This window comes from Pullulanibacillus camelliae (assembly GCF_014642655.1).
Lineage (GTDB): Bacteria > Bacillota > Bacilli > Bacillales > Sporolactobacillaceae > Pullulanibacillus > Pullulanibacillus camelliae.
In genome coordinates this window covers 24,413-47,333 of sequence record NZ_BMIR01000026.1, presented here as the reverse complement: position 1 = coordinate 47,333, position 22,921 = coordinate 24,413, and the positions used below count along the sequence as shown (strand labels likewise).

Here is a 22,921-nt window from a genome sequence, read left to right as displayed (position 1 = left end):
TATGGTTAAAAGTTAAATCTTGGCGTCATTTAAAAGGTTTCCCTTTTTGCGCTTGGCTTTTGTTCAGTTTTAAAAGAACGATCGCGCTGTCTTTCAATGACAGCTCAATTATCATAACACAGAACCACATCAGACGTCAATAACTTTTTTAATGGAGTACTGACATTCTTTAATGGCGACTTGAATAATATATCACATAAAACGAGTTTGAGTCAAGGTGAAAAATTTTATGCAATAAGCTCATAAATTTTAGTGTCGACAAATATATTAGCATCCCAATAGGTCAGTGTCAATATGTCTCAATCAGTATAAGAATTTTAATCTAAAAACTTTCATCGTATTCTCTTCGCAAATACTTTATGCACTGTTCACTAGGGGTAAAACGTTTCATGATTTTAAACAATCCTTGATATCGCTCCTCCATCGCTCGACGAACAATATGATTCATCTCATCATCCGCCATCTCCGTGCTTAATTCTTCTAACTCCTTTTTTAGAAGGTATTCTATCTCTCTTACTTCTTCATCTCTAAGAAGGACACCAAGCACCTTTCATCAACTCCATCATTCCAAAATGTTTTCGTGTTTTCAAATTGTAATCTAGTCATATCCTGTCCAAACAAAAATAAAATAGTACAAACCGTTTGACGGGAGGCAAGCCTATGCTCTTTATCTGGATATTGAATGGGCGTAAAATTAAAAACCTATTATTTATTTTAGTTGCCGCCTTCTTTGCTGCTTTAGTTGCCTATATCCAAAATGAAGAAGTGACCGTTTTTTCGACCTCTAATGGGCCGCGTGCTTTATCTAATGTAGAAACGAGTAAAAAACAGACAGCTTTAACCTTCGATGTCGGCTGGGGAGACGATAATCTAGAGCCTATAATAGACTACCTTGATGAAAACAGAATTCATGCAACGATCTTCATTACAGGTGAATGGGCGGAGCGTCATACAGAATTAGTAGAAGAGATGAAGAGCAAGGGATTTGAAATTGAATCTCATGGTTATAATCACGAACCTTATACCGCTCTAAAATCTAATGAAATCACGAAGGATATCTCTCTTGCCAATACAGCGATCGAAAAGGCTGGGGGAGGGAAACCCACCTATATCCGTCCCCCTGAAGGGAAAATCAATAAAGAGGTGATCAAGACCGTAGGCACTACTCAGCAGCAAATGGTCCTTTGGAGTGTTAATCCGCAAGATTGGAAATCACAGAATGCACAAAAGATTGCTCAGGAGGTTATCCAGAACACCAAAAAGGGAAGCATTATCAGACTACATGGCTCCGATTCAGCCATACAAACCCTTAAAGCATTACCTGTCATCATTAAGGAGCTAAAACAAAAGGGCTTCACCTTTGTCACTTTAACAGAACTCGTTTCTGATTCAACGCTCAACACCGAAAACATCGATTAGGCCTTGGGGCTGGAACAGAAGTATTCAGCTCATAGAGAATCCGGACGCATTCACAATTTTAAAGGCATGCGTTCGGATTTTTGAGTAAATCATGAAAAAACATTCGCTTGCCACGGGCACCGCATCACGCGCGCAGGATGCGCTAGCCTCGGTGTTATCACATGGATGTGATGTTTTTAGCCGAAGTGCCTTGAAAAATGTAAGATGCTTAGACTAAAAAGCCCCTGTTCCTTCGTCTGCTAGACTTGCTTCGTCGTCAGCTTCCTCTGAACAACGCATCGTTTATTCATGCAGTAACCTTCGCCCCGTTCTCGAAGAAATCTCCATATTTTGACTACGCTTTCGGTTTCCCTGGCCACTTTTAAAATCTTATCGTTTGGTATGAGGTCGATCTCTTTCGTTTTGTCTTATCCTCTTAATTTCTCACCCTTCTATAGACATCCGCGCACTGCTTTCATTTTTTTCTCTCATTCATTGGGGGAGCCCTTTAATTTTTCCACCTTATATCGTTTGAAAAACTTGGTCATGCGCCATCCCACTTTGGTTCGCTGATGTGAGACTTATACTTTTTCCTTAAATCGCTTCAGGAAAATTCAAGTACAAAAAAAGAAGACCGTCACTGCGTCTCCTTTAATAAACGATGTAATTTTAACATTTGATAGGCGTTGCAGACAACCAAGGTTAGCCCCATAACCCAAAACATGCTGTTTTCCTTTTGTCTGAGCACGGGTAACCACTCTAGTGTCGTCACAACAAACATAAAAAACAAAGCAGGTATGTAAGCAATTTTATTCGTTTCTCTCTTTTTCACCTCGGCGATCACAAGCGCAATAATAAAGAGAACAACCGGAGGAATAAGATAACCGATAACGCTCTCCCCATGTCCAAAGGCTTTATAGCGTAAATAGATAAAATCAACAAAGGTTACAACTATGAGAAACCATTGTACAATCCCCCATCGGGAGTGCGAGCGAAAGATTCCTAAAGCAATGCGATGCAAGGTTAAATAGAAGAAAAAACCCATTTGGCTAATAACACTGAACAGACCACCAAGGACAAAAATGACAAAAAGGTTGATAAAAAATCCACTGATATGCCCATCACGAAGGCCGTGTAGTTGGGAATGCCATTGCACAATGATACCAATGACTAGCCCTACAACGCAGCCCAATAATAACGTTTTCAAAAAAAGCGATACCCATTTTCTTATGCTCACCCAACATCCCCCAAATCATCTGTCACACTCATTTTACCAAGGGTATCTGAAAAAGCCAACCAGGATTTTTCTGCTCAGAATAAAATACCCTTCTGAACGCCATCTTAAAGGATAGGTTAAATCATCTACTTCTTATCGATCAACCGTCTTCTTATCCCTTTCCTAATACTGTAGAAAAAGGAGGCTATATCAAAAGTGAAAACCCTTCGTAGGACATGTTATCTTTTTCTGTTTATTTTTCTGGTAACAGGCTGTTCCTCTCAGCCTTCTACCCAGGGGAATGAACCTGATTACCAAGCCACTAAAAAAATGGTCATCGATATGCTAAAAAGTGATGAGGGTAAGAAAGCTCTTCAAGATATATTAGGCAGTGAGCAATTTCAAAAGCAACTCGTGATGAATCAGGATTTTGTAAAAAAAACGATTACAGACTCCCTGACCTCTGATAAATCAAAAGCCTTGTGGACACAAATGATTGCTGACCCTGAATTTTCGAACAAACTGGCTCAGACCATGCAAAAAAATAACGAAAAGATACTTAAACAATTGATGAAGGACCCCTCTTATCAGCAATCCATGATGAGTATTTTGAAAGCACCAGAGCTCCAAGATCAATATTTAGATCTATTAGCAACGGAACCCTTTAGAAAACAAATCCAAAAAGAAATCATCGAAACCATGGAAAGCCCACTCTTCCGTACACAGATCACTCAAGCGCTTGAGAGCACTGTTAAGGAAGAAATGAAAAAAGGAAACAATAGCGAAGAACAAAAGGCAAGCCAAGCTTCTCAATAAACCTTGGCTACGCCTAGAGCAAACACTATTGCAAAAAGCCGAGGCTTGGTCCTCGGCTTTCCTTTTGCTTTAATCAGACAGTTTATCAATCACCTTTGTCGCGATCTCTATATAGATCTGACCCACCCTATGATCTCCTGCATAAACGGATGGGGCAAAGACATCCTCTTGTTCATCAGGCTGATCCAAAGGAATTTGACCGAGAAGATCCGTTTCAAGCACTTCACTCAGCTTCTCGCCACCGCCCTTGCCAAACACGTACTCCTTCTCTCCAGTTACCTTGCTTTCAAAATAGGACATGTTCTCGATAACCCCAAGAATATTATGCTCCGTCTTAATGGCCATTGCCCCCGCACGCGCTGCAACAAAGGCCGCTGTCGCATGAGGCGTTGTGACAATAATCTCTTGACAATGTGGAATCATGGAATGCACATCCATCGCAACATCCCCCGTTCCAGGAGGAAGATCAAGAATTAAATAATCGAGGTCTCCCCAATCCACTTCGGTAAAGAAATTATTCAACATTTTTCCAAGCATCGGTCCTCGCCAAATGACTGGAGAATTATCTTCTACAAAGAACCCCATGGAAATCACTTTAACACCAAAGCGTTCAACAGGAATAATCCGCTTGTCCACGACTTGAGGACGATTTTCAATCCCCATCATATCAGGAACGCTAAATCCATAAATATCGGCATCAAGAATCCCTACCTTTTTCCCTAAACGATTCAAGGCAACAGCAAGGTTAACCGACACCGTTGATTTACCAACGCCGCCTTTACCACTGGCAATGGCAATAAACTTTGTTTTGCTTCCTTTAGACAAAAGGGTTGGCCGACCTTCAGGAATACCACCTAATTGATCGATTTCTTCTTCGGTTAAAGGCTCAAACCTTAAACCCACAGATTCCGCCCCTGCTTTTTTAAGCTTTTGGACAATCTCTTGTTGAACCTGCATTTGCTCAGCAGTTTGCGTTTTAGCGAGGGCGACCTTGACGCTCACAAAGGACTCGGCTATTTTGATTTCCCGCACACCATTGGTCTCAACAATATTTTTATGTAAATGTGGATCGGTTACTGTTTGAAGCACTTCAAGGACGTGCTCTTTCGTGATCATATATAGACCTCCTTCAACTCTACACTTAGTATAACAATTTCCCAGTAAAAAAGAAAAAAAGAAGTCCAGTTTTAAAAAATACTGATTATTTTAATTAATCAAATTAAAAAGACCGGACACTTTGACCCACATAAAAAAGAGCCCTTAAGACGCTGGCTCTTTCTCATTTGTATAATATCGAAAAATCCCTTTATAGATCGACTCGGCTATTTTATTTTGATACTTATTTTTTACCAGCAAGCTTCTCTCCACATCATTAGATAAAAATCCAACCTCCACTAAAGAAGAGGGAACTGTCGATTGTTTCAGTAGAAATACGTGCTCTATCGCTTTGGCTTGCCGATCTGTATTTGCAAGATCCTTACGAAGGGAATCCTGGATAAAAGAGGCTAATTTCTTATTCTCATCTGATTTAGGGTGATAAAAGGTTTGAGCTCCCCGCCACTTAGACGACGGTATTTTATTCAAATGAATGCTGATAAACATATCGGGATCAGACTTTTTGATGATATCCAATCGTCTATTCAAGTCCTGTGATTTACGATTGCTCAACCCTTTTGTATCTTCATCAGCAAGATCTACATCGCGCTCTCGTGTCATGATAACAAGCGCCCCGGCCTCTTGAAGGTAGTCCCTGACTTTTTTAGTTATTTCCAGGGCAATATCATCCTCTTGGACATCATTGCTATCCGCACCACCATCCGGACCCCCATGCCCAGGATCCAATATAATGATTCTGCCCGCTAGAGGCAAGTTCCAGTGCTCCCACGAATTTCTTGTTAAGACTTCATAATTAAGTATCAATATAAGTAATAAAACCCCTAATATTATAATTGCCTTTTTAAAACGTCCTTGCATGAATTATACCCTCCATCCCAACCAATGCATGTCCTTATACATCTATATGGGACAAGGGCAAAATATATGAAAAAAATATTGTATTAGTGCAATTTCAGTCGATAGCGGCGAACCGCACTATCTAACCCTTCCTTCCACCAATAATATAAAAAGTCTTTGCAGGCTTTATATAGCGTCTGCACCATAATTTGATCCGGAGCATACCAAAACATCCAAAAGTCAAATAAATCATCTGTCAATAGCTTAAATGGTTTTTCACTTCGCATGTATATGTCTTGAACATCTTCACCATAGTAGCCGTGCCTTCCATAAGAAGCACCGAGTAAGTAAGCCTCTATAGCATAATCCAAGCACATATCTGAAATCGTTTGGCGGTAGCCCCCAATGACCACTTGAAGAAAGGGATCGAAGTAATCCGAAATGACGGTTTCAACCTCGGGAATTGAAAGCTCTCTTAATGTCTTTCGTTCAAAGTCGAGCTGTTTATTGCGATATTTATCATGAAAATTCATGATTGTTCCCATCCATTTCTCCTCCTTTCATTCTTAGTCTTTACCAAGAGGAAAATGGAATGCTAACACCTTTTGCCATGGAAAAGTTTAATGCCCAAGTGATAAAAAAATTATATATTCTGAAATGAACAAAGCTATACATTTAATGGCTTCTTACAAGCGAAAAATTTGTTTCTATACCTCACGTGATACTTTACTTCATGTTCGTTTTGATTATGATTGCTCTAGAGTTGGTCTTCAGAAAAACGACTAACCGGCAGTACACACCCAAGCCCTTTCTCTCTGTTTTTGTCCGTATGAATATCCCAATAAAGTGAAAAGATAAGGAAAGCCGTCATATACGATAACCGAAGATGCATTGCCGATTCGAATAACCCCTGATCTTTAATCCCTACTTATTCATCTTTCCCATATTTTTTCATAATCATGAAGTAAATTAAAGCAACATCTTTGGTACTTTATCTTTCCTTTAAATTTTTGAACACATTATCGTATTCTTGGAATGTTTCAGTTAGCATTTCTAACCATTCGGTATCCACCCGACCTTTCCACTTCCCCTTTTATTTAAAATCATTCGATCTTCTTCTACATCACATTCAATTACATCACTACGTTTTACATTTAAAATGTCAACTATTTTCTTCGGTAATCCGACACTAAGGCTATTTCCCGTTCGAGTGACTTTGCGAGGTTCCTTCATCTCAATCACGCTCCTTTAATCTCCCTATGGCTTATAAATAATTATATAATTACATTTTCACCCACGCTTTCGAAAGTGATCGTGAAAATAGCAAGAGTAGGCTTTAGCCTTTTATATCGGTGAACTCGCCACTCTGAAAAATAACACTGAATAAAGAACGTAAACTTTCATACAAAAAACCCTCTCTGCTTTATAAAAGCAAAGAGGGTAAACCCTTGGTGTATAAGGTTTATTAACGTTTTGAGAACTGTGGTGCACGACGAGCGCCTTTAAGACCGTATTTCTTACGTTCTTTCATACGTGGGTCACGTGTTAGGTAACCGGCACGCTTAAGGGCTGGGCGGAACTCAGGATCCGCTTGTAATAATGCACGAGCAATACCATGACGGATAGCGCCTGCTTGACCAGTAAAGCCTCCACCATTTACATTGACTAATACATCATATTTTCCTTCTGTGTCAGTTTCTACTAAAGGTTGTTTGATTACTTTTTTCAAGGTTTCAAAAGCCATGTAATCATCGATGTCGCGTTTGTTGATTGTAATTCTGCCATCCCCAGGAACAAGGCGGACACGAGCAACGGATTTTTTACGACGGCCTGTACCTATATATTGCACTTGTGCCAATGGTTTCCCTCCTATCAGATTAACCTCTTAATTGGTAGCTTTCAGGTTTTTGTGCTTGATGTGGATGTTCACTGCCTGCGTAGACATGAAGCTTTTTAGCCATTTTACGACCTAAGCTATTGTGTGGTAACATCCCTTTGATTGTTCTTTCAAGCAATTCACGAGGATATTTATCACGCATTTCAGCTGCTGTACGCTCTCTAAGACCGCCAGCCCATCCGCTATGGTTATAATATTTTTTATCTTGAAGTTTCTTACCAGTAAACTCAATTTTTTCAGCATTAATGATGATAACATTATCACCAGTATCAACATGTGGTGTGTAGATTGGCTTATGTTTGCCACGCAAAATGGATGCGACTTCACTTGCTAAACGACCAATTGTTTGGCCTTCTGCGTCAACAACCAACCATTTGCGTTCTACGTCTTGTGCTTTTGCCATATAAGTGGTACGCACAGTATTCCCTCCTCTAAAGGCGTCATTTCTTTATAAAAATCCATCTATATAGTTTACGGGGCTATTAGTGGTTCATTTATAGAAATGCCACATCATAATATATAATAAATACGGCTTTATGTCAAGGTCAATTTGCATTTACAGCATGTGAATTATCCGTGTCATAGCCAACCTCCCAGAGATATAACCCCTGTGGTGGCGCTGTAGCAAAAGCTTTCCTGCGATCTTTCGTCTCAAGGATTGCAGCAATAGCTGCAGGAGGCGCCTTGCCTTGCCCAACAGCCAGTAAATTGCCCACCGCAATCCGGACCATTTGGTAGAGAAAGCCGCTGCCCACCATAGCGATGACGAGCTCATCTCCCTGCTGCTCAATCCGCACATCATAGACTGTCCTCACTTTGTCTACCACCTGCGTGCCCGCAGCACAAAAGGCTGAAAAATCATGGGTCCCTATGATATGTGTAGTGGCTTCGCGCATAGCTTGAATATCTAAAATATCAGGGACATGATAAGTGTAGAAGCGCCGAAACAGGTCTGCTTCCTTGCGATTCAGAATCCGATAGCGGTATTCCTTCTGACTCACGTCAAAACGGGCATGAAAATCATCGGCAACACCCTGAGCCTGCTTAATTAAAATATCATCTGGAAGCAATGTATTCAGCGCTCTGCACCAATTTTCCTCTGGAATCGCTAAAGGACTATCAAAATGAATGGTTTGACCGACAGCATGGACGCCAGCGTCAGTTCTACCTGATGCAGTGACTCGGATAGCCTTTCCCTTGTGCATCCGCTTCAGAGCTGCTTCCAGCTCCTCCTGGACCGTTCTCTGATTAGGCTGAACCTGATAGCCCGAGAATCTCGTCCCATCGTAGGCTATCACACATTTTAATCGCGCCAATAAGGTCAACTCCTTAACAGCCATAGCACAGGAATTAATAGAAAAATGAGAATGAGCAGGCTCGTATCACGTAGACCCCAATGGAATACACGTAATTTTGTCCGCCCTTCATCCCCCCGATACCCCCGCGCCTCCATGGCCATGGCTAAATCCTCAGCCCGTCTAAAGGCACTGATGAATAATGGAATAAGCAAAGGTAAGATCGCCTTTATACGCTGCAGGAGCGGTCCAGAAGAGAATTCTACTCCTCTTGCTGCTTGGGCCTTCATGATTTTTTCGGTTTCCTCCATAAGCGTCGGAATAAAACGTAGCGAAATAGACATCATTAATGCAAATTCATGGACGGGGAAACGAATTTTTTTCAAGGGTCCCAGCAGGCTTTCTAATCCATCAGTGATATCAATTGGCGTTGTCGTCAGGGTCAACAAGGTGGTCGAGATGACAATCATCAACAGTCTAATTGAAATGAGTGCCGCCTGCCGCAACCCGCCTGTCGTTAATTGAAACCACCCATAGCCAAAGAGTTCATGGCCGCTTCGTGTAAAAAAAGCATTTAATAAGAACGTAAGGATAATCACAAATAAAATTGGCCTTAACCCTCTGTAAATAAATCTTAACTGAACTTGTGAAAGCAAAATCGCGGCACAGGTTACAGCAGCTAAAACAGCATAGCTTAACCAGCTATTGGCGATAAAAACGATGATGACAAAGGCAAAGACAGCAATGAGCTTGGAGCGGGGATCCATACGGTGAATGACCGATTGACCCGGTACGTATTGTCCGATAATGATATTCATACCCCATCCCACTCCTTCTTCAAACGCTCAGCAATGTAATCCGCTGTCTCATCAATGCCGAAGAGAGGCGTGACAAAATCTTTCTCTGCCTTTGCGCTCAAAAGCTGCAGGAATCGCATGGTCTGCGGGATATCTAAACCAAGCTGATTTAAACGATCCACATCCTGAAAGACAACCTCCGGGCGGTCCTTAACCACCAGATGTCCCCGATCCATGACCATGACCTCATCAGAGTAGAGCGCTGCATCATCCATATTGTGAGTGACCATTATCGTTGTCAGCCCCTCACGTTTATTTAAATGAACAAATAAATCCATGATCTCGCGATGCCCTCTAGGATCTAACCCTGCCGTCGGTTCATCGAGTATAAGTACCTCTGGCTCTATCGCCAAAATACCGGCGATCGCTACCCGACGCATTTGTCCGCCGCTTAAATCAAAGGGGGATTTTTCCAGAATTGTCTTAGGGAGATGCACAAGCTCAACGGCTTTATGCGCTCTTCGCCGCGCCTCATCCGTTGAAACACCAAAATTAATCGGGCCAAACATGATGTCTTTTTCAACGGTTTCTTCAAACAACTGGTGTTCAGGGTATTGAAAGACCATACCTACCTTTTGCCGTAAAGCCTTCAAATCCTTTGTTTTGCTGCCTGAGGCAAGCACGGTATTGCCAACGATCACTTCACCCCGGGTTGGCTTTAATAGGCCATTGAGATGCTGCAGGAGCGAGGACTTTCCAGAGCCCGTATGTCCAATAATCGTTAAAAAGGTACCCGAGGCAATTGACACGTTAATATCCTGAAGGGCAATACGTTCAAAAGGAGAATTCGGTTGATAAACATGAGTTAAATTTTTGATGATAATGTCCACAGTTCGTCCACCAATTCCTTTTGCGTAAAAGCTTTATCAGATAATTGAATATGACCATGTTCTTTAAGCGCTTGACGCAGCTTCACCGTAAAAGGCAAATCCAATCCAAGTTCAACAAGCCCCTCTGGCTCCATAAAAATATGAGAAGGCTGACCTTCTCGTACCACTTTGCCGCGATCCATGACGACCATGCGATCAGCACTAGAGGCTTCCTCTAAATCATGGGTAATGGATATCACGGTTATCCCCTTTTCCTCATTCAAACGCCGCATGACATCGAGGACATCCTTTTTCCCCCGCGGATCTAACATCGATGTCGCTTCATCTAAAATAACAATTGCGGGCTCTAAAGCAATGATCCCAGCAATCGCCACACGCTGCTTCTGTCCTCCTGATAAACGGTGAGGCTCACGCTCTGCAAATTCCTGCATATCGACAGCCTTTAGGGACGCCTCAAGACGTTTGAGCATATCCCCGCGCTCTATCCCGTGGTTTTCCATCCCAAAAGCCACATCATCTCTGACCGTCGTCCCAACAAATTGGTTATCAGGATTTTGAAAGACCATGCCAACAAGCCTGCGAATTTCCCAAAGCGCATTAGCATCTGTGATGGCATTGTCCCTCACCTTGATCTCGCCCTTTTCCGGCATTAATAGCCCATTGAGACATTTAGCCAGCGTCGACTTGCCAGACCCATTGTGTCCGGTAATCGCTAACCATTCCCCTGAATACACATCTAAATGAATATCCTGAAGCGCCCAATCCTCTGCATCATCCGCATATCTAAACCATACATTATCTATGGTGATGATCGTCTCTTTATCCAATGAATCACCCCTCGCATAGAACGTGAGTGTAAAGAAAGGAAACCCCTCTGGTACGCCTCATATGATGTTTCAAATCATACATTAAGGTGGCCCGCAAGTTCTCAGATGGCGAAAGTCGAAGCCTGAACTTATGCTCTCTTCCTTTATGAGCGTAAGAGAAGTTATAAATTCTGAAAGTATAAAGAAAAAAAGGGCAATAAAGCCAAGGCCTTATCAACCCGCTTTGCCCTTTTGATGTTTATACTAATTCGATGATAGCCTGTTCCGCGTTGTCACCACGGCGAGGTCCTAGCTTAAGGATGCGTGTATATCCACCTTGACGTTCTTGGTAACGAGATGCAATGTCATCAAATAATTTTTGGACAGCATATTGTCCTGTTTCTTCATTCGCAACTTCATTACGAACAAATGAAGCGGCTTGACGGCGGGCATGTAAATCGCCGCGCTTACCTAAAGTGATCAACTTCTCAACGATAGGACGTAATTCTTTAGCTTTGGCTTCAGTCGTCACAATTCTTTCATTGATGATTAAATCCGTAGCTAAATCTCGAAATAACGCCTTACGTGCAGAAGTATTTCGACCTAATTTTGCGTATGCCATTAAAGAACCCTCCTTTTCATCAGTCTAGTTTCTTTTTTGCGCAAAAAAGAAAGTTGGGACAGGTTTAATCTTCACTTCTTAAGCCCAAGCCTAAATCGGCGAGCTTTTCTTGCACTTCTTCAAGTGACTTACGACCTAGATTTCGAACCTTCATCATGTCTTCTTCAGACTTCTGAGCAAGCTCTTGAACTGTATTGATACCAGCGCGCTTAAGACAGTTATAAGACCTTACGGAAAGATCAAGTTCTTCGATCGTCATTTCTAGAACCTTTTCCTTTTGGTCCTCTTCTTTTTCGACCATGATTTCAGCATTTTGTGCTTGATCAGTCAGGCCAACAAAGATATTAAGATGTTCTGTTAAAATCTTAGCACCTAGAGAAACCGCCTCTTCAGGTCTAATACTACCGTCAGTCCACACATCGAGGGTTAACTTATCATAGTTGGTGACTTGACCGACACGCGTGTTTTCTACTTGGTAATTGACTCGAGAAACAGGCGTGTAAATCGAGTCAATAGGAATGACACCAATTGGCAGATCATCATGATTATTGCCTTCTGCCGGAACGTATCCTCTACCTTTTCTCGCTGTCATTCTCAGATGGAATCGAGCACCATCTGCTAGTGTTGCGATTACAAGATCAGGATTAAGGATCTCCACATCACTATCATGAATGATATCTGCTGCCGTTACAATTCCTTCACGTTGGACATCAATCTCGAGTGTTTTCTCTTCATCAGAGTAAATCTTCATTGCGAGATTCTTAATGTTAAGGATAATCGCGGTGACATCCTCAACAACACCATCCATTGTTGTAAATTCGTGCAGTACGTTATCAAACTGGACAGTAGACACTGCTGCACCCGGGAGGGAGGATAATAGAATACGTCTAAGGGAGTTCCCCATTGTCGCACCATATCCACGTTCCAACGGCTCTATGACAAATTTGCCATACTTCGCATCACGGCTTTTCGATTTCAATCATTCAACTAAACCCTCCTTCAATCGTAGAAACTCAGAGCAAGAAGCTTGCCCAAAAATATGGGCATGCAGCCTGAGCCTCTTTGAAAAGCTATCTCGTCCTTTACACATACTTGCCATTATAGACAGAAATGACGGTTTTAATACGGGTATTAGACGCGACGGCGTTTTGGCGGGCGGCATCCGTTATGAGGAACGGGTGTCACGTCACGAATTGCCGTTACTTCAAGACCTACTGCTTGCAAAGCACGGATTGCAGCTTCACGACCAGCACCAGGGCCTTTTACGGAAACTTCAATGGATTTCATACCATTTTCCATCGCTGTTTTTCCTGCCGTTTCAGCAGCAGTTTGCGCAGCATATGGAGTGGATTTACGTGAACCTTTGAATCCAAGACCACCAGCACTTGCCCAAGAAACCGTGTTACCATGTGGGTCTGTTACTGTGACAATCGTGTTGTTAAATGTTGAACGAATATGAGCGATACCGCTCTCGACATTCTTTTTGACACGACGCTTACGTCCTGTACGATTATCATTACGTTTAGCCATAACTGTTTAACCTCCCTTATTTTTTCTTGTTTGCCATGGTCCGACGTGGACCTTTTCTCGTACGAGAATTGTTTTTAGTGTTCTGTCCGCGAACTGGTAAGCCGCGACGGTGACGAATACCACGATAGGAACCAATCTCGATCAAGCGTTTGATGTTTAGGGAAACCTCACGACGAAGATCACCTTCAACTTTGTACTTGTCGACTTGTTCACGAATGCGACCTAACTCTTCTTCAGTTAAATCACGTACACGCGTATCTTCTGAAACATTTGCGTCTTTTAAGATGCTTTGCGCTGTCGTTTTTCCGATACCATATATATAGGTTAAAGAAATGACAATGCGTTTTTCTCTTGGTATATCAATACCTGCAATACGTGCCAAATGCGTACACCTCCTAACGGTTATCCTTGTTTTTGTTTATGTTTTGGGTTTTCACAAATCACCATGACGGTGCCCTTACGACGGATGACCTTACACTTTTCACATATGGGCTTTACCGACGGTCTAACTTTCACTTAAAAAACCTCCTTAGAGCGCAGGCTCTTATTAATTACGATAAGTGATCCTGCCGCGCGATAAATCGTACGGTGACAATTCTATCGTCACACGATCTCCAGGTAAAATTCGTATATAGTGCATACGCAGTTTACCCGATATGTGAGCTAGGATCTTATGGCCATTTTCTAGCTCAACACGAAACATAGCATTAGGTAAAGGCTCGATAACCGTACCCTCTACTTTAATGACGTCTTCTTTAGCCATCGATCGATTCACCCTTCCTTAGGTCACTATCATTTTCTTCTAAAAACTTCGCAATGGCAAATCGCAATTTACCGTTTGTGACTTTACCGGTTTCATCGATACTATTCTTCACTTCTACCGATATTTCGGAATGGAGCTCCAAATGATTCACATTCTTCTTTTTCGCCCGATCAAACTTCCGCTTATCACCATCAGCTACTTTTACGAAACGGTTGTCTATAATATCCACAACGACACAATATTTCCCTGCGTCTCTGCCCCTTACTATACGAACGATTTGACCGGGTATGGGAGTTGTATCCGATTCGCTAACCAATCAGTCATCACCTTCACTTAAGGCTTTTTAGAACTGGCAGCTGTCTCAACCTAGATCGTCATCCTGTTGACATCTCGTTATATCGACAAGGTGAACCTTGTTAGGACTATCACAGTCCAGATGACAGTATACTATATACTAGTCAACCGCTGATTTCAAGCCCTAAAGTTTTCCTGCTAGAGGTCCCCTAGAATCGCTTCGATGGATTGAAATACGTCATCGATGTTCCGGTTGCCGTCGATCTCATGTAAACTGCCTTTATTTCTATAAAAAGATAGAAGCGGTTCTTGCTGTTTAATATTCACTTCGAGACGTGCCTTCACAGTTTCTTCTTTGTCGTCATCTCTTTGAAGAAGCTCTCCGCCACACTTATCACAAACCCCTTCAACCTTTGGTGGATTAAAGATGACATGATAAGTCGCGCCGCATTTGCTGCATACCCGTCGACCAGTAAGGCGTTCGAGTAGCATGCTTTCATCAACATTAATGTAAAGCACGGCGTCAATTTGGCGGTCGCTTTGTTTCAGCATATCTTCTAAAGCTTCTGCCTGAGCGATCGTTCGTGGAAATCCATCTAACAAAAAACCATTGCGGCAATCGTCTTTTTTTAGACGTTCATTAACGATTCCATTCGTGACCTCATCAGGCACCAGCTCACCAGCATCTAAAAATGTCTTTGCTTTTTTTCCTAATTCGGTTTCTTCTTTTATGGCTGCTCGGAACATATCCCCTGTAGAAATATGGGGAAGGCCATAGCGCTCAACGATGCGCTCTGCTTGTGTGCCTTTTCCTGCACCGGGAAGTCCCATTAGTATTAGGTTCATGCCACCACTCCACATTCCTCAATGAATTTCTGGTCTAGGTTGGCGTAAGGTCGTCTTACCTATTTTCTTATGAAGCCTCGGTAATGACGTTTAATCAATTGACTCTCAATCCGCTTCATGATGTCTAGCGCAACACCTGTGATAATTAAAAGACTCGTTCCACCAACACGGATATTGGCAGGAAGCTGAGCAATATCAACGAAAAGCATTGGCAAGACTGCAATGATTGCCAAGAATATAGAACCCGCTAAAGTCAAACGGTAAAGTATACGCGTGATATATTTCTCCGTCTGCTTTCCAGGGCGTATTCCTGGTATATAACCACCTTGCTTTTTCAAGTTATCGGCCATCTTTTCCGGATTAACTTGAACAAACGTATAGAAATACGTGAAAGCAATGATCAATGCAGCGTAGATAATCATCCCAGTTAAATGGGTATAATCAAAGGTTTTAATGATCCAGTTCGTCACTGCATTCTGTGAAAAAAAGCTTGCTATTGTTCTTGGTGTAATCAAAAGGGCGATGGCAAAGATAACAGGAATAACTCCTGCAGCATTGACTTTAATCGGCAAGTGAGTCGACTCCCCACCGTAAGTATTACGTCCTGCTGTACGCTTTGCATATTGAATTGGAATTTTTCTCATCCCTTGTTGGATGTAGATGGTTCCAACGATAATCGCGATGATAACCACCAAAATGATCAGCAAGTAAACAAGCTGTAAAAATAAGTTATCTGCACCTTGAATCTTTTGGGCATAAAGCTGATTGGCCGCATTCGGTATGCGTGCAACAATGCCTGCAAAAATAATAACAGATATGCCATTTCCTACACCATGTGAAGTGATTTGTTCTCCAAGCCACATCAGGAAAGAGGTACCTGCAGTTAAGACAAGGGCGATGAGTACGTAGGTTGCAATACTAGGACTTTGGACAAGACCTGGAAATTGAGCATTAAAGCCATATGCCATTCCAATCGCTTGAATAAATCCTAGAATAACCGTTCCATACCGTGTGACCTGTGCTAGCTTTCTCCGGCCCATTTCACCCTGTTTTGACCACTCAGTGAACTTTGGTACGACCTCCATTTGCAAAAGCTGAACAATGATAGAGGAGGTAATGTAAGGCATAATTCCCAATGCAAAGATTGAGAAGTTTTGTAATGCCCCACCACCAAATGTATTCAGAAATCCGAAAACCTGATTGCTTTCGAGATTAATAACACTGCTATCTACCTTAGGAACAGGTATGAAAGTTCCTACTCTAAAAATAATGAGCATTAGCAAAGTGAAAATGATTTTGCGTCGTATATCACCCACACGCAGTATGTTGGAGATCGTCTCAAACATTAAATCACCTCAGCTGTTCCACCGGCAGCTTCGATTGCACTCTTAGCAGACTCAGAGAATTTATGAGCTTTTACTGTAAGCTTGTTTTCGATCTGGCCTTTACCAAGAATCTTAATGCCGTCTTTGGCTTTGCTAACGATCCCTTCCTCAATCAATAACTCAGGTGTCACTTCAGTACCTTCCGCAAAGCGGTTCAGGGTAGCTAAGTTAACAATTGCATATTCTTTTCTTGTTGGATTCGTAAATCCACGTTTAGGTACACGTTGGATTAATGGATATTGTCCGCCTTCAAATCCTGGACGCACACCACCACCTGAACGTGACTTTTGACCTTTTTGACCACGGCCAGAGGTTTTACCTAAACCAGATCCGTAACCACGACCAACACGTTTGCGCTCTTTGCGGGAACCTTCAGCAGGCTTCAACTCATGTAGTTTCATTTCGGCACCTCCTACTTCTATAATGGTCAATGAATGTGTACTTAACGTACAATATTTCATTGACAATGCAATGCATACATTTATCGATCAACCACGTTTGCGCGGAGGACGCTGATTATTCAGCGACTTCTTCCACTTTTAACAAGTGTGAGACTTTGTTAATCATACCACGAATCGCGGGATTATCTTCTTGTACTACAGTTTGGTTCGTTTTTTTCAAACCGAGAGTTTTTACCGTAATTCTTTGACTCTTAGGACGTCCGATCACACTGTGAACGAGGGTGATTTCTAATTTTTTAGCCATTCTTTATCCCTCCCTTATCCTAACAATTCTTCAACGGATTTACCACGCAACTTTGCAACATCTTCTGCACGCTTTAAGCTTTGTAAGCCTTGAATCGTTGCCCGAACCATATTGATAGGATTATTTGAGCCTAAGGATTTAGAAAGGATATCGCCAACCCCTGCAAGTTCAAGAACGGCACGAACAGGTCCGCCAGCGATAATTCCAGTACCTTCTGCAGCTGGTTTTAAAAGCACACTACCTGCGCCGTATCTACCAGTGACCTGATGAGGAATAGAGGTATTAACGATCGGTACATTGATCATATTTTTCTTCGCAGCTTCAACGCCTTTGCGAATAGCTTCAGGTACTTCCTGTGCTTTACCCATACCGAAGCCAACATTGCCCTTTTTATCACCAACAACAACCAACGCAGCAAAACGGAAACGACGACCGCCTTTTACAACCTTTGCTACGCGATTGATGGCTACAACACGTTCTTCTAATTCAGACTTGTTACGCTCACGAGATTGCATGTATTTCCCTCCCTTTTCTTAGAATGTTAATCCAGCTTCACGAGCTGCATCTGCAAGAGCTTTTACGCGACCGTGGTAGAGGTAGCCCCCTCGGTCAAAGACGATTTCTTTTACGCCTTTTTCAAGAGCACGCTTGGCAACAAGTGCGCCAACCTTTTTTGCAGCTTCGATATCTGAACCCTTTTCAAGACCAACTTCTTTATCTAATGAAGAAGCAGCCACTAAAGTTTCACTTGTTTCATCGTTGATAACTTGCGCATAGATATGCTTAGATGAACGATATACATTTAAACGTGGGCGTACAGCCGTACCGGCTACACGACGACGAATATGCTTATGTCTTCTTTTACGAATCGCATTTTTATTTGGTTTCGTGATCATATTCTAGTCACTCCTTTCTGTTACAGATGACTATTTACCGGTCTTACCTTCTTTACGACGTACAACTTCGCCTTCATAACGAATCCCTTTACCTTTATAAGGCTCAGGTGAACGTACAGAACGAATGTTAGCTGCAACAGCGCCGACACGTTCTTTACTAATCCCTTTAACAATAACTTTGTTATTGCCGTTGACATCTATTTCAATTCCTTCTTCAGGAACGATCTCAACCGGATGGGAATAACCAACATTTAATACAAGATTCTTCCCTTGTTTGCTCGCTCTATAACCGACACCAACAAGCTCAAGCGTTTTTTCGTAACCCTTTGTTACACCCTCAACCATATTGCTGATGATGCTAGAGGTTGTTCCGTGTAATGAGCGATGCTGTTTTGAATCACTTGGACGTTCCACAGTGACTACATTGTCGTTAAGATTAATTTTCATATCAGGATGAAAAGTAAAGGCTAATTCTCCTTTTGGTCCTTTTACAACCACATGATTTTTTTCATCAATTGTGACCGTTACACCCTGTGGTACTTCTGTAGGTCTTAAACCAACACGAGACATGTAATGACACCTCCATTCCCTTATAGACGATTACCAAACGTATGCTAAAACTTCGCCGCCGACTTTTTGTTGACGGGCTTCTTTATCCGTGATGATACCTTTTGAAGTAGATACAATCGCGATACCAAGTCCGCCGAGAACACGAGGAACCTCGTCAGCTTTTGCATATACTCTTAGGCCAGGCTTGCTTATCCGTTTCAAACCTGTGATAACACGTTCTTGATTTTGACCATATTTTAAGAAAATGCGAAGTACGCCTTGCTTGTCATCTTCAACAAATTCCACATCTTTTACAAAACCTTCACGCTTTAAAATTTCAGCGATTTCTTTTTTCACTCTCGAACCTGGAAGCTCTAATGATTCGTGACGCACATTATTTGCATTCCGGATACGAGTAAGCATATCTGCTATCGGATCTGTCATGACCATTTGAGTGACCTCCTTCCCTAACTTGGGGTTTACCAGCTGGCTTTTTTGACGCCTGGGATTTGACCCTTGTAAGCTAATTCGCGGAAGCAAATGCGGCAAAGTTTAAACTTACGAAGGACAGAATGCGGACGTCCACAACGTTGGCATCGTGTATAATCTTGTACTTTGAATTTTTTTGGACGATTGTTTTTTGCAATCATTGATTTCTTAGCCAATGCGTTCCCTCCTTGCTTCCCTATTTTCTGAATGGCATTCCAAGCAATGTAAGAAGCTCTCTTGCTTCTTCATCAGTATTGGAAGTTGTAACAATTACAATATCCATTCCACGGACTTTATTAATTTTATCGTAATCAATTTCCGGGAAAATAAGCTGTTCACGAACACCTAATGTGTAGTTTCCACGACCATCGAATGATTTTGGAGAAACACCACGGAAATCACGCACACGAGGTAATGATACTGAGATCAATTTATCTAAGAACTCATACATTCTTTCGCCACGTAATGTCACTTTTGCACCGATAGGCATACCTTCACGAAGCTTAAAGCCCGCAATAGATTTTTTAGCGCGTGTAACGACAGGTTTTTGACCTGCAAGTGCAGTCAGTTCTTCAACGGCTTCATCAAGCACTTTTGAATTCTGAACCGCATCACCGATTCCCATGTTGATAACGATCTTTTCAACACCTGGAACTTGCATTTTATTGCTGTAATTAAATTTCTCAGTTAATGCAGCAACGACTTCACTGTTATACTTCTCTTTTAAACGATTCAAGCCAGTGACCTCCTTTCAGAAACAATTCTTATTTATCCAAAGGCTCGCCAGATTTTTTTGCAACGCGTACCTTTTTACCGTCCACTGTTTGGTAACCAACACGTGTTGGTTCATTCGTTTTCGGATCAAGTGGCATGACATTGGAAACATGGATTGGTGCTTCGATGTCTGTAATACCACCTTGTGGATTAACTTGTGAAGGTTTGGCGTGTTTTTTGACAATATTTACGCCTTCAACCAAGACACGATCTTTCTTTGGATAGGCTTCGAGGATAACTCCTTGTTTGCCTTTATCTTTTCCTGAGATAACTTGTACTTTATCTCCCTTTTTCACATGCATACTAGCCATTGTGAATCACGCACCTCCTTTTGGTCAAACCAACATATTATAAAACTTCCGGAGCGAGCGAGACAATTTTCATGAATTGTTTGTCGCGCAATTCGCGGGCTACCGGTCCAAAAATACGAGTCCCACGTGGGCTCTTATCATCACGGATAATTACGGCAGCATTTTCATCGAAACGGATATAGGAGCCATCAGCACGGCGCACACCACTGCGTGTACGAACAACAACAGCTTTAACAACTTCACCTTTTTTGACAACGCCTCCTGGTGTTGCTTGTTTTACCGTTGCAACGATGACGTCACCAATATTAGCAGTCTTACGACCAGATCCACCTAGAACCTTAATTGTTAAAACTTCACGAGCACCTGAATTGTCAGCAACCTTCAATCGGGTTTCTTGTTGAATCATTCAAAGGACCTCCCTTCGGATAACTTTCCGAACGCATTAGATAATTACGGCTTCTTCCACAACCTCGACGAGACGATATCTCTTGTCTTTAGATAATGGACGAGTTTCCATAATTCGAACAACATCACCAATTTTGGCAGTGTTTTGTTCATCATGCACTTTATACTTCTTGGAATATCTTACGCGTTTGCCATATAACGGAGCCTTTTTGTATGTTTCAACAAGCACCGTAATGGTTTTATCCATTTTATCGGAAATGACTTTACCGACATATGTCTTACGACTGTTCCGTTCTTCAGCCATTCAGGATTGCCTCCTTTCTGTTAGCCGTTTTGTATTTTTAGTTCACGTTCGCGTAGAACAGTTTTTGCACGAGCAATATCCTTGCGGACTTTACTGAGTTGAACTGGGTTTTCTAACTGCCCTGTTGCCAATTGAAAGCGAAGATTAAATAACTCCTCTTTCAACGATTTAATCTTTTGTTCAACTTCGGCAGTGGTCAAATTACGAATTTCATTAGCCTTCATTGACGTCACCACCCACTTCTTCACGTTTTACGAATTTAGTTTTAACAGGGAGTTTATGAGAGGCAAGACGCAACGCTTCACGAGCAACCTCTTCAGAAACGCCTCCGATTTCAAACATTATTTTTCCAGGCTTAACAACAGCAACCCAGCCTTCAGGAGCACCTTTACCAGAACCCATTCGGACTTCAAGAGGCTTTTTAGTGTACGGCTTTTGTGGGAAGATCTTGATCCATACTTTACCGCCACGCTTCATGTAACGTGTCATGGCAATACGCGCAGCCTCGATTTGACGGCTGGTAATCCATGAAGATGTTGTTGCTTGTAAACCAAATTCACCAAAGCTAACTTCAGTGCCGCCTTTCGCACGGCCTTTCATTCTGCCGCGATGTTGACGACGATATTTAACGCGTTTAGGCATCAACATATTATTGTCCTCCTTCCTTCTTGTTCGACCCTTTCGTCGGAAGGACTTCGCCGCGATAAATCCATACTTTTACACCAAGCTTACCGTAAGTGGTGTCTGCTTCTGCAGTGCCATAATCGATGTCTGCACGAAGTGTATGAAGCGGAACAGTTCCTTCGCTGTAGTCTTCAGAACGAGCAATATCAGCACCGCCAAGACGTCCAGAGACTTGTGTACGAATACCTTTAGCACCGGCACGCATTGTACGAGTGAGAGTTTGTTTTTGAGCACGACGCCATGCTACACGGTTTTCTAGCTGACGCGCGATATTTTCAGCAACAAGCTTAGCATCAAGATCGGCTTGTTTGATTTCAAAAATATTCACATGAACTTTTTTACCTGTTAAAGCATTAAGGGATTTGCGAAGTGCTTCTACTTCTGATCCACCCTTACCGATAACCATACCAGGCTTAGCAGTTTTAATAGTGACATTAATACGATTAGCTGCTCTTTCTAATTCAATAGATGACACAGCAGCATCCTTTAAACGTTCTTCGATATATTCACGAATTTTGATGTCTTCGTGTAGGTAATCGGCATAGTTTTTATCCGCATACCACTTGGATTCCCAATCACGGATGTATCCAATACGAAAACCATTAGGATTTACTTTTTGACCCACGCATTATCCCTCCTTCTTTTCTGAAACGATGATGGTGATGTGACTTGTGCGTTTATTAATTCTTCCTGCACGGCCTTGGGCACGTGGACGGAATCGTTTCAACGTAACGCCTTCATCAACGAATGCACTTTTAACGAACAAGCTGTCGGCTTCCATCTCATAGTTATGCTCTGCGTTGGCAATAGCTGATTTTAATAGCTTCTCAACAATCGGCGAAGCTGCCTTTGGTGTGTTCTTTAAGATTGCATAAGCTTCACCAACAGCTTTACCGCGAATAAGGTCTACGACCAGGCGAGCTTTACGAGGAGCAACACGAACTTGTCGTGCAATAGCTTTTGCTTCCATGTTTCTTTCCTCCTCTCGGGATTACTTAACGACCTGTCTTCTTATCGTCTTTGGAGTGTCCACGATATGTCCGAGTTGGTGCAAACTCTCCTAGTTTATGACCAACCATATCTTCAGTAACATAGACTGGTACATGTTTGCGTCCATCATAAACTGCGATCGTATGTCCAATGAACTCTGGGAAGATTGTTGAACGTCTTGACCATGTTCTGATCACTTTCTTGTCGTTGTTTTCATTGAGACCTTCAACTTTTTTCATGAGATGATCATCAACGAATGGTCCTTTTTTCAGGCTGCGACCCATGGGTCAACCTCCCTCCGTTTAT

At 42.1% G+C, this 22,921-nt stretch carries 39 protein-coding genes; 2 read left to right on the top strand and 37 right to left on the bottom strand.

Annotation, left to right across the window (positions count from 1 at the left end; translation table 11 throughout):
• Positions 1-322 precede the first annotated feature (322 nt).
• Positions 323-547 (bottom strand): hypothetical protein, encoded by a 225-nt coding sequence (locus IEW82_RS18205; protein ID WP_188698305.1) that lies wholly within the window; start codon positions 545-547, stop codon positions 323-325.
• Between the two features lie 113 nt (positions 548-660).
• Between IEW82_RS18205 and IEW82_RS18200 the strand changes: the two genes are divergently transcribed.
• Positions 661-1,419 (top strand): polysaccharide deacetylase family protein, encoded by a 759-nt coding sequence (locus IEW82_RS18200; RefSeq protein WP_188698302.1) that lies wholly within the window; start codon positions 661-663, stop codon positions 1,417-1,419.
• Positions 1,420-2,035: 616 nt separating this feature from the next.
• Here IEW82_RS18200 and IEW82_RS18195 read toward each other — a convergent pair.
• Entirely contained in the window at positions 2,036-2,635 is a 600-nt protein-coding gene (locus IEW82_RS18195; protein ID WP_188698299.1) for a KinB-signaling pathway activation protein, read from the bottom strand.
• Between the two features lie 195 nt (positions 2,636-2,830).
• On the opposite strand from IEW82_RS18195, the gene gerD reads away from it, so the two are divergent.
• Positions 2,831-3,430 (top strand): spore germination lipoprotein GerD, encoded by a 600-nt coding sequence (gene gerD, locus IEW82_RS18190; RefSeq protein WP_188698296.1) that lies wholly within the window; start codon positions 2,831-2,833, stop codon positions 3,428-3,430.
• Positions 3,431-3,499: 69 nt separating this feature from the next.
• Here gerD and salA read toward each other — a convergent pair whose 3' ends face one another.
• The 35 genes from salA to rpsS form a co-directional block, all read right to left on the bottom strand.
• Positions 3,500-4,546, bottom strand: coding sequence for an iron-sulfur carrier protein/transcriptional regulator SalA (gene salA / locus IEW82_RS18185; RefSeq protein ID WP_188698293.1), 1,047 nt, complete (start codon positions 4,544-4,546; stop codon positions 3,500-3,502).
• Positions 4,547-4,690: 144 nt separating this feature from the next.
• Entirely contained in the window at positions 4,691-5,404 is a 714-nt protein-coding gene (cwlD, locus tag IEW82_RS18180) for an N-acetylmuramoyl-L-alanine amidase CwlD (RefSeq protein WP_188698290.1), read from the bottom strand.
• Positions 5,405-5,487: 83 nt separating this feature from the next.
• Positions 5,488-5,928: a DUF2521 family protein gene (locus IEW82_RS18175; RefSeq protein ID WP_188698286.1), complete on the bottom strand. Its 441-nt coding sequence runs from the start codon at positions 5,926-5,928 to the stop codon at positions 5,488-5,490.
• 508 nt (positions 5,929-6,436) lie between these two features.
• Positions 6,437-6,616 carry an AbrB/MazE/SpoVT family DNA-binding domain-containing protein gene (locus IEW82_RS18170; protein WP_188698283.1) on the bottom strand — a complete coding sequence of 60 codons (180 nt, stop codon included), beginning with the start codon at positions 6,614-6,616 and terminating at the stop codon, positions 6,437-6,439.
• 232 nt (positions 6,617-6,848) lie between these two features.
• A complete protein-coding gene (rpsI, locus tag IEW82_RS18165) occupies positions 6,849-7,241 on the bottom strand; it encodes a 30S ribosomal protein S9 (protein ID WP_188698281.1) in 393 nt (130 codons plus the stop codon).
• Between the two features lie 19 nt (positions 7,242-7,260).
• A complete protein-coding gene (rplM, locus tag IEW82_RS18160) occupies positions 7,261-7,698 on the bottom strand; it encodes a 50S ribosomal protein L13 (RefSeq protein ID WP_188698278.1) in 438 nt (145 codons plus the stop codon).
• Positions 7,699-7,825: 127 nt separating this feature from the next.
• Positions 7,826-8,596 carry a tRNA pseudouridine(38-40) synthase TruA gene (gene truA, locus IEW82_RS18155; RefSeq protein ID WP_229672769.1) on the bottom strand — a complete coding sequence of 257 codons (771 nt, stop codon included), beginning with the start codon at positions 8,594-8,596 and terminating at the stop codon, positions 7,826-7,828.
• A 5-nt stretch (positions 8,597-8,601) separates the two neighbouring features.
• Positions 8,602-9,393 carry an energy-coupling factor transporter transmembrane component T family protein gene (locus IEW82_RS18150; RefSeq protein ID WP_188698272.1) on the bottom strand — a complete coding sequence of 264 codons (792 nt, stop codon included), beginning with the start codon at positions 9,391-9,393 and terminating at the stop codon, positions 8,602-8,604.
• Positions 9,390-10,262, bottom strand: a complete 873-nt coding sequence (locus tag IEW82_RS18145; protein WP_188698269.1) for an energy-coupling factor ABC transporter ATP-binding protein — start codon at positions 10,260-10,262, stop codon at positions 9,390-9,392. Before IEW82_RS18145 ends, IEW82_RS18150 begins: the two co-directional genes overlap by 4 nt.
• Complete coding sequence (locus tag IEW82_RS18140) at positions 10,238-11,089, bottom strand: energy-coupling factor ABC transporter ATP-binding protein (RefSeq protein WP_188698268.1); 852 nt, start codon at positions 11,087-11,089, stop codon at positions 10,238-10,240. Before IEW82_RS18140 ends, IEW82_RS18145 begins: the two co-directional genes overlap by 25 nt.
• A gap of 238 nt (positions 11,090-11,327) precedes the next feature.
• On the bottom strand, positions 11,328-11,690 hold the full coding sequence (gene rplQ, locus IEW82_RS18135) for a 50S ribosomal protein L17 (RefSeq protein WP_188698265.1): 363 nt from the start codon (positions 11,688-11,690) through the stop codon (positions 11,328-11,330).
• A gap of 64 nt (positions 11,691-11,754) precedes the next feature.
• Positions 11,755-12,669 (bottom strand): DNA-directed RNA polymerase subunit alpha, encoded by a 915-nt coding sequence (locus tag IEW82_RS18130; RefSeq protein WP_188698262.1) that lies wholly within the window; start codon positions 12,667-12,669, stop codon positions 11,755-11,757.
• 152 nt (positions 12,670-12,821) lie between these two features.
• Positions 12,822-13,220 carry a 30S ribosomal protein S11 gene (gene rpsK, locus IEW82_RS18125; RefSeq protein ID WP_188698258.1) on the bottom strand — a complete coding sequence of 133 codons (399 nt, stop codon included), beginning with the start codon at positions 13,218-13,220 and terminating at the stop codon, positions 12,822-12,824.
• Between the two features lie 16 nt (positions 13,221-13,236).
• Complete coding sequence (gene rpsM, locus IEW82_RS18120; protein WP_188698255.1) at positions 13,237-13,602, bottom strand: 30S ribosomal protein S13; 366 nt, start codon at positions 13,600-13,602, stop codon at positions 13,237-13,239.
• Between the two features lie 20 nt (positions 13,603-13,622).
• Positions 13,623-13,736 carry a 50S ribosomal protein L36 gene (gene rpmJ, locus IEW82_RS18115; RefSeq protein ID WP_003322638.1) on the bottom strand — a complete coding sequence of 38 codons (114 nt, stop codon included), beginning with the start codon at positions 13,734-13,736 and terminating at the stop codon, positions 13,623-13,625.
• A 31-nt stretch (positions 13,737-13,767) separates the two neighbouring features.
• Positions 13,768-13,983 carry a translation initiation factor IF-1 gene (gene infA, locus IEW82_RS18110; protein ID WP_188498241.1) on the bottom strand — a complete coding sequence of 72 codons (216 nt, stop codon included), beginning with the start codon at positions 13,981-13,983 and terminating at the stop codon, positions 13,768-13,770.
• A complete protein-coding gene (locus IEW82_RS18105; RefSeq protein ID WP_188698252.1) occupies positions 13,976-14,299 on the bottom strand; it encodes a KOW domain-containing RNA-binding protein in 324 nt (107 codons plus the stop codon). Before IEW82_RS18105 ends, infA begins: the two co-directional genes overlap by 8 nt.
• 176 nt (positions 14,300-14,475) lie before the next feature.
• A complete protein-coding gene (locus tag IEW82_RS18100) occupies positions 14,476-15,123 on the bottom strand; it encodes an adenylate kinase (protein ID WP_188698249.1) in 648 nt (215 codons plus the stop codon).
• A 59-nt stretch (positions 15,124-15,182) separates the two neighbouring features.
• Positions 15,183-16,469, bottom strand: a complete 1,287-nt coding sequence (gene secY, locus IEW82_RS18095) for a preprotein translocase subunit SecY (protein WP_188698245.1) — start codon at positions 16,467-16,469, stop codon at positions 15,183-15,185.
• Positions 16,469-16,909 (bottom strand): 50S ribosomal protein L15, encoded by a 441-nt coding sequence (rplO, locus tag IEW82_RS18090; RefSeq protein WP_188698242.1) that lies wholly within the window; start codon positions 16,907-16,909, stop codon positions 16,469-16,471. The genes secY and rplO overlap by 1 nt, the downstream gene beginning before the upstream one ends.
• A 115-nt stretch (positions 16,910-17,024) precedes the next feature.
• Positions 17,025-17,213: a 50S ribosomal protein L30 gene (gene rpmD, locus IEW82_RS18085; protein ID WP_188698238.1), complete on the bottom strand. Its 189-nt coding sequence runs from the start codon at positions 17,211-17,213 to the stop codon at positions 17,025-17,027.
• Positions 17,214-17,227: 14 nt separating this feature from the next.
• Entirely contained in the window at positions 17,228-17,728 is a 501-nt protein-coding gene (gene rpsE / locus IEW82_RS18080; protein ID WP_188698233.1) for a 30S ribosomal protein S5, read from the bottom strand.
• Positions 17,729-17,746: 18 nt separating this feature from the next.
• Positions 17,747-18,109, bottom strand: a complete 363-nt coding sequence (rplR, locus tag IEW82_RS18075; protein ID WP_188698231.1) for a 50S ribosomal protein L18 — start codon at positions 18,107-18,109, stop codon at positions 17,747-17,749.
• A gap of 30 nt (positions 18,110-18,139) precedes the next feature.
• The gene (gene rplF, locus IEW82_RS18070) at positions 18,140-18,679 is read right to left on the bottom strand and encodes a 50S ribosomal protein L6 (RefSeq protein ID WP_188698227.1); all 540 of its coding nucleotides are present in this window, start codon (positions 18,677-18,679) and stop codon (positions 18,140-18,142) included.
• 30 nt (positions 18,680-18,709) lie between these two features.
• Positions 18,710-19,108, bottom strand: coding sequence for a 30S ribosomal protein S8 (gene rpsH / locus IEW82_RS18065; protein WP_188698224.1), 399 nt, complete (start codon positions 19,106-19,108; stop codon positions 18,710-18,712).
• A 29-nt stretch (positions 19,109-19,137) separates the two neighbouring features.
• Positions 19,138-19,323, bottom strand: a complete 186-nt coding sequence (locus IEW82_RS18060) for a type Z 30S ribosomal protein S14 (RefSeq protein WP_188698220.1) — start codon at positions 19,321-19,323, stop codon at positions 19,138-19,140.
• Between the two features lie 20 nt (positions 19,324-19,343).
• Positions 19,344-19,883: a 50S ribosomal protein L5 gene (gene rplE / locus IEW82_RS18055; RefSeq protein ID WP_188698204.1), complete on the bottom strand. Its 540-nt coding sequence runs from the start codon at positions 19,881-19,883 to the stop codon at positions 19,344-19,346.
• Positions 19,884-19,911: 28 nt separating this feature from the next.
• Positions 19,912-20,223, bottom strand: a complete 312-nt coding sequence (gene rplX / locus IEW82_RS18050; protein ID WP_188698311.1) for a 50S ribosomal protein L24 — start codon at positions 20,221-20,223, stop codon at positions 19,912-19,914.
• A gap of 46 nt (positions 20,224-20,269) precedes the next feature.
• Positions 20,270-20,638 carry a 50S ribosomal protein L14 gene (gene rplN, locus IEW82_RS18045; protein WP_188698202.1) on the bottom strand — a complete coding sequence of 123 codons (369 nt, stop codon included), beginning with the start codon at positions 20,636-20,638 and terminating at the stop codon, positions 20,270-20,272.
• 36 nt (positions 20,639-20,674) lie between these two features.
• On the bottom strand, positions 20,675-20,941 hold the full coding sequence (gene rpsQ / locus IEW82_RS18040; protein WP_188698199.1) for a 30S ribosomal protein S17: 267 nt from the start codon (positions 20,939-20,941) through the stop codon (positions 20,675-20,677).
• 20 nt (positions 20,942-20,961) lie between these two features.
• On the bottom strand, positions 20,962-21,165 hold the full coding sequence (rpmC, locus tag IEW82_RS18035) for a 50S ribosomal protein L29 (protein WP_188698196.1): 204 nt from the start codon (positions 21,163-21,165) through the stop codon (positions 20,962-20,964).
• Entirely contained in the window at positions 21,155-21,589 is a 435-nt protein-coding gene (gene rplP / locus IEW82_RS18030; RefSeq protein WP_188698193.1) for a 50S ribosomal protein L16, read from the bottom strand. Before rplP ends, rpmC begins: the two co-directional genes overlap by 11 nt.
• 1 nt (position 21,590) lies before the next feature.
• Positions 21,591-22,250, bottom strand: coding sequence for a 30S ribosomal protein S3 (rpsC, locus tag IEW82_RS18025; RefSeq protein WP_188698191.1), 660 nt, complete (start codon positions 22,248-22,250; stop codon positions 21,591-21,593).
• 3 nt (positions 22,251-22,253) lie between these two features.
• A complete protein-coding gene (gene rplV / locus IEW82_RS18020; RefSeq protein ID WP_188698187.1) occupies positions 22,254-22,595 on the bottom strand; it encodes a 50S ribosomal protein L22 in 342 nt (113 codons plus the stop codon).
• A gap of 25 nt (positions 22,596-22,620) precedes the next feature.
• Positions 22,621-22,899, bottom strand: coding sequence for a 30S ribosomal protein S19 (rpsS, locus tag IEW82_RS18015; protein ID WP_188698173.1), 279 nt, complete (start codon positions 22,897-22,899; stop codon positions 22,621-22,623).
• Positions 22,900-22,921: the final 22 nt, after the last annotated feature.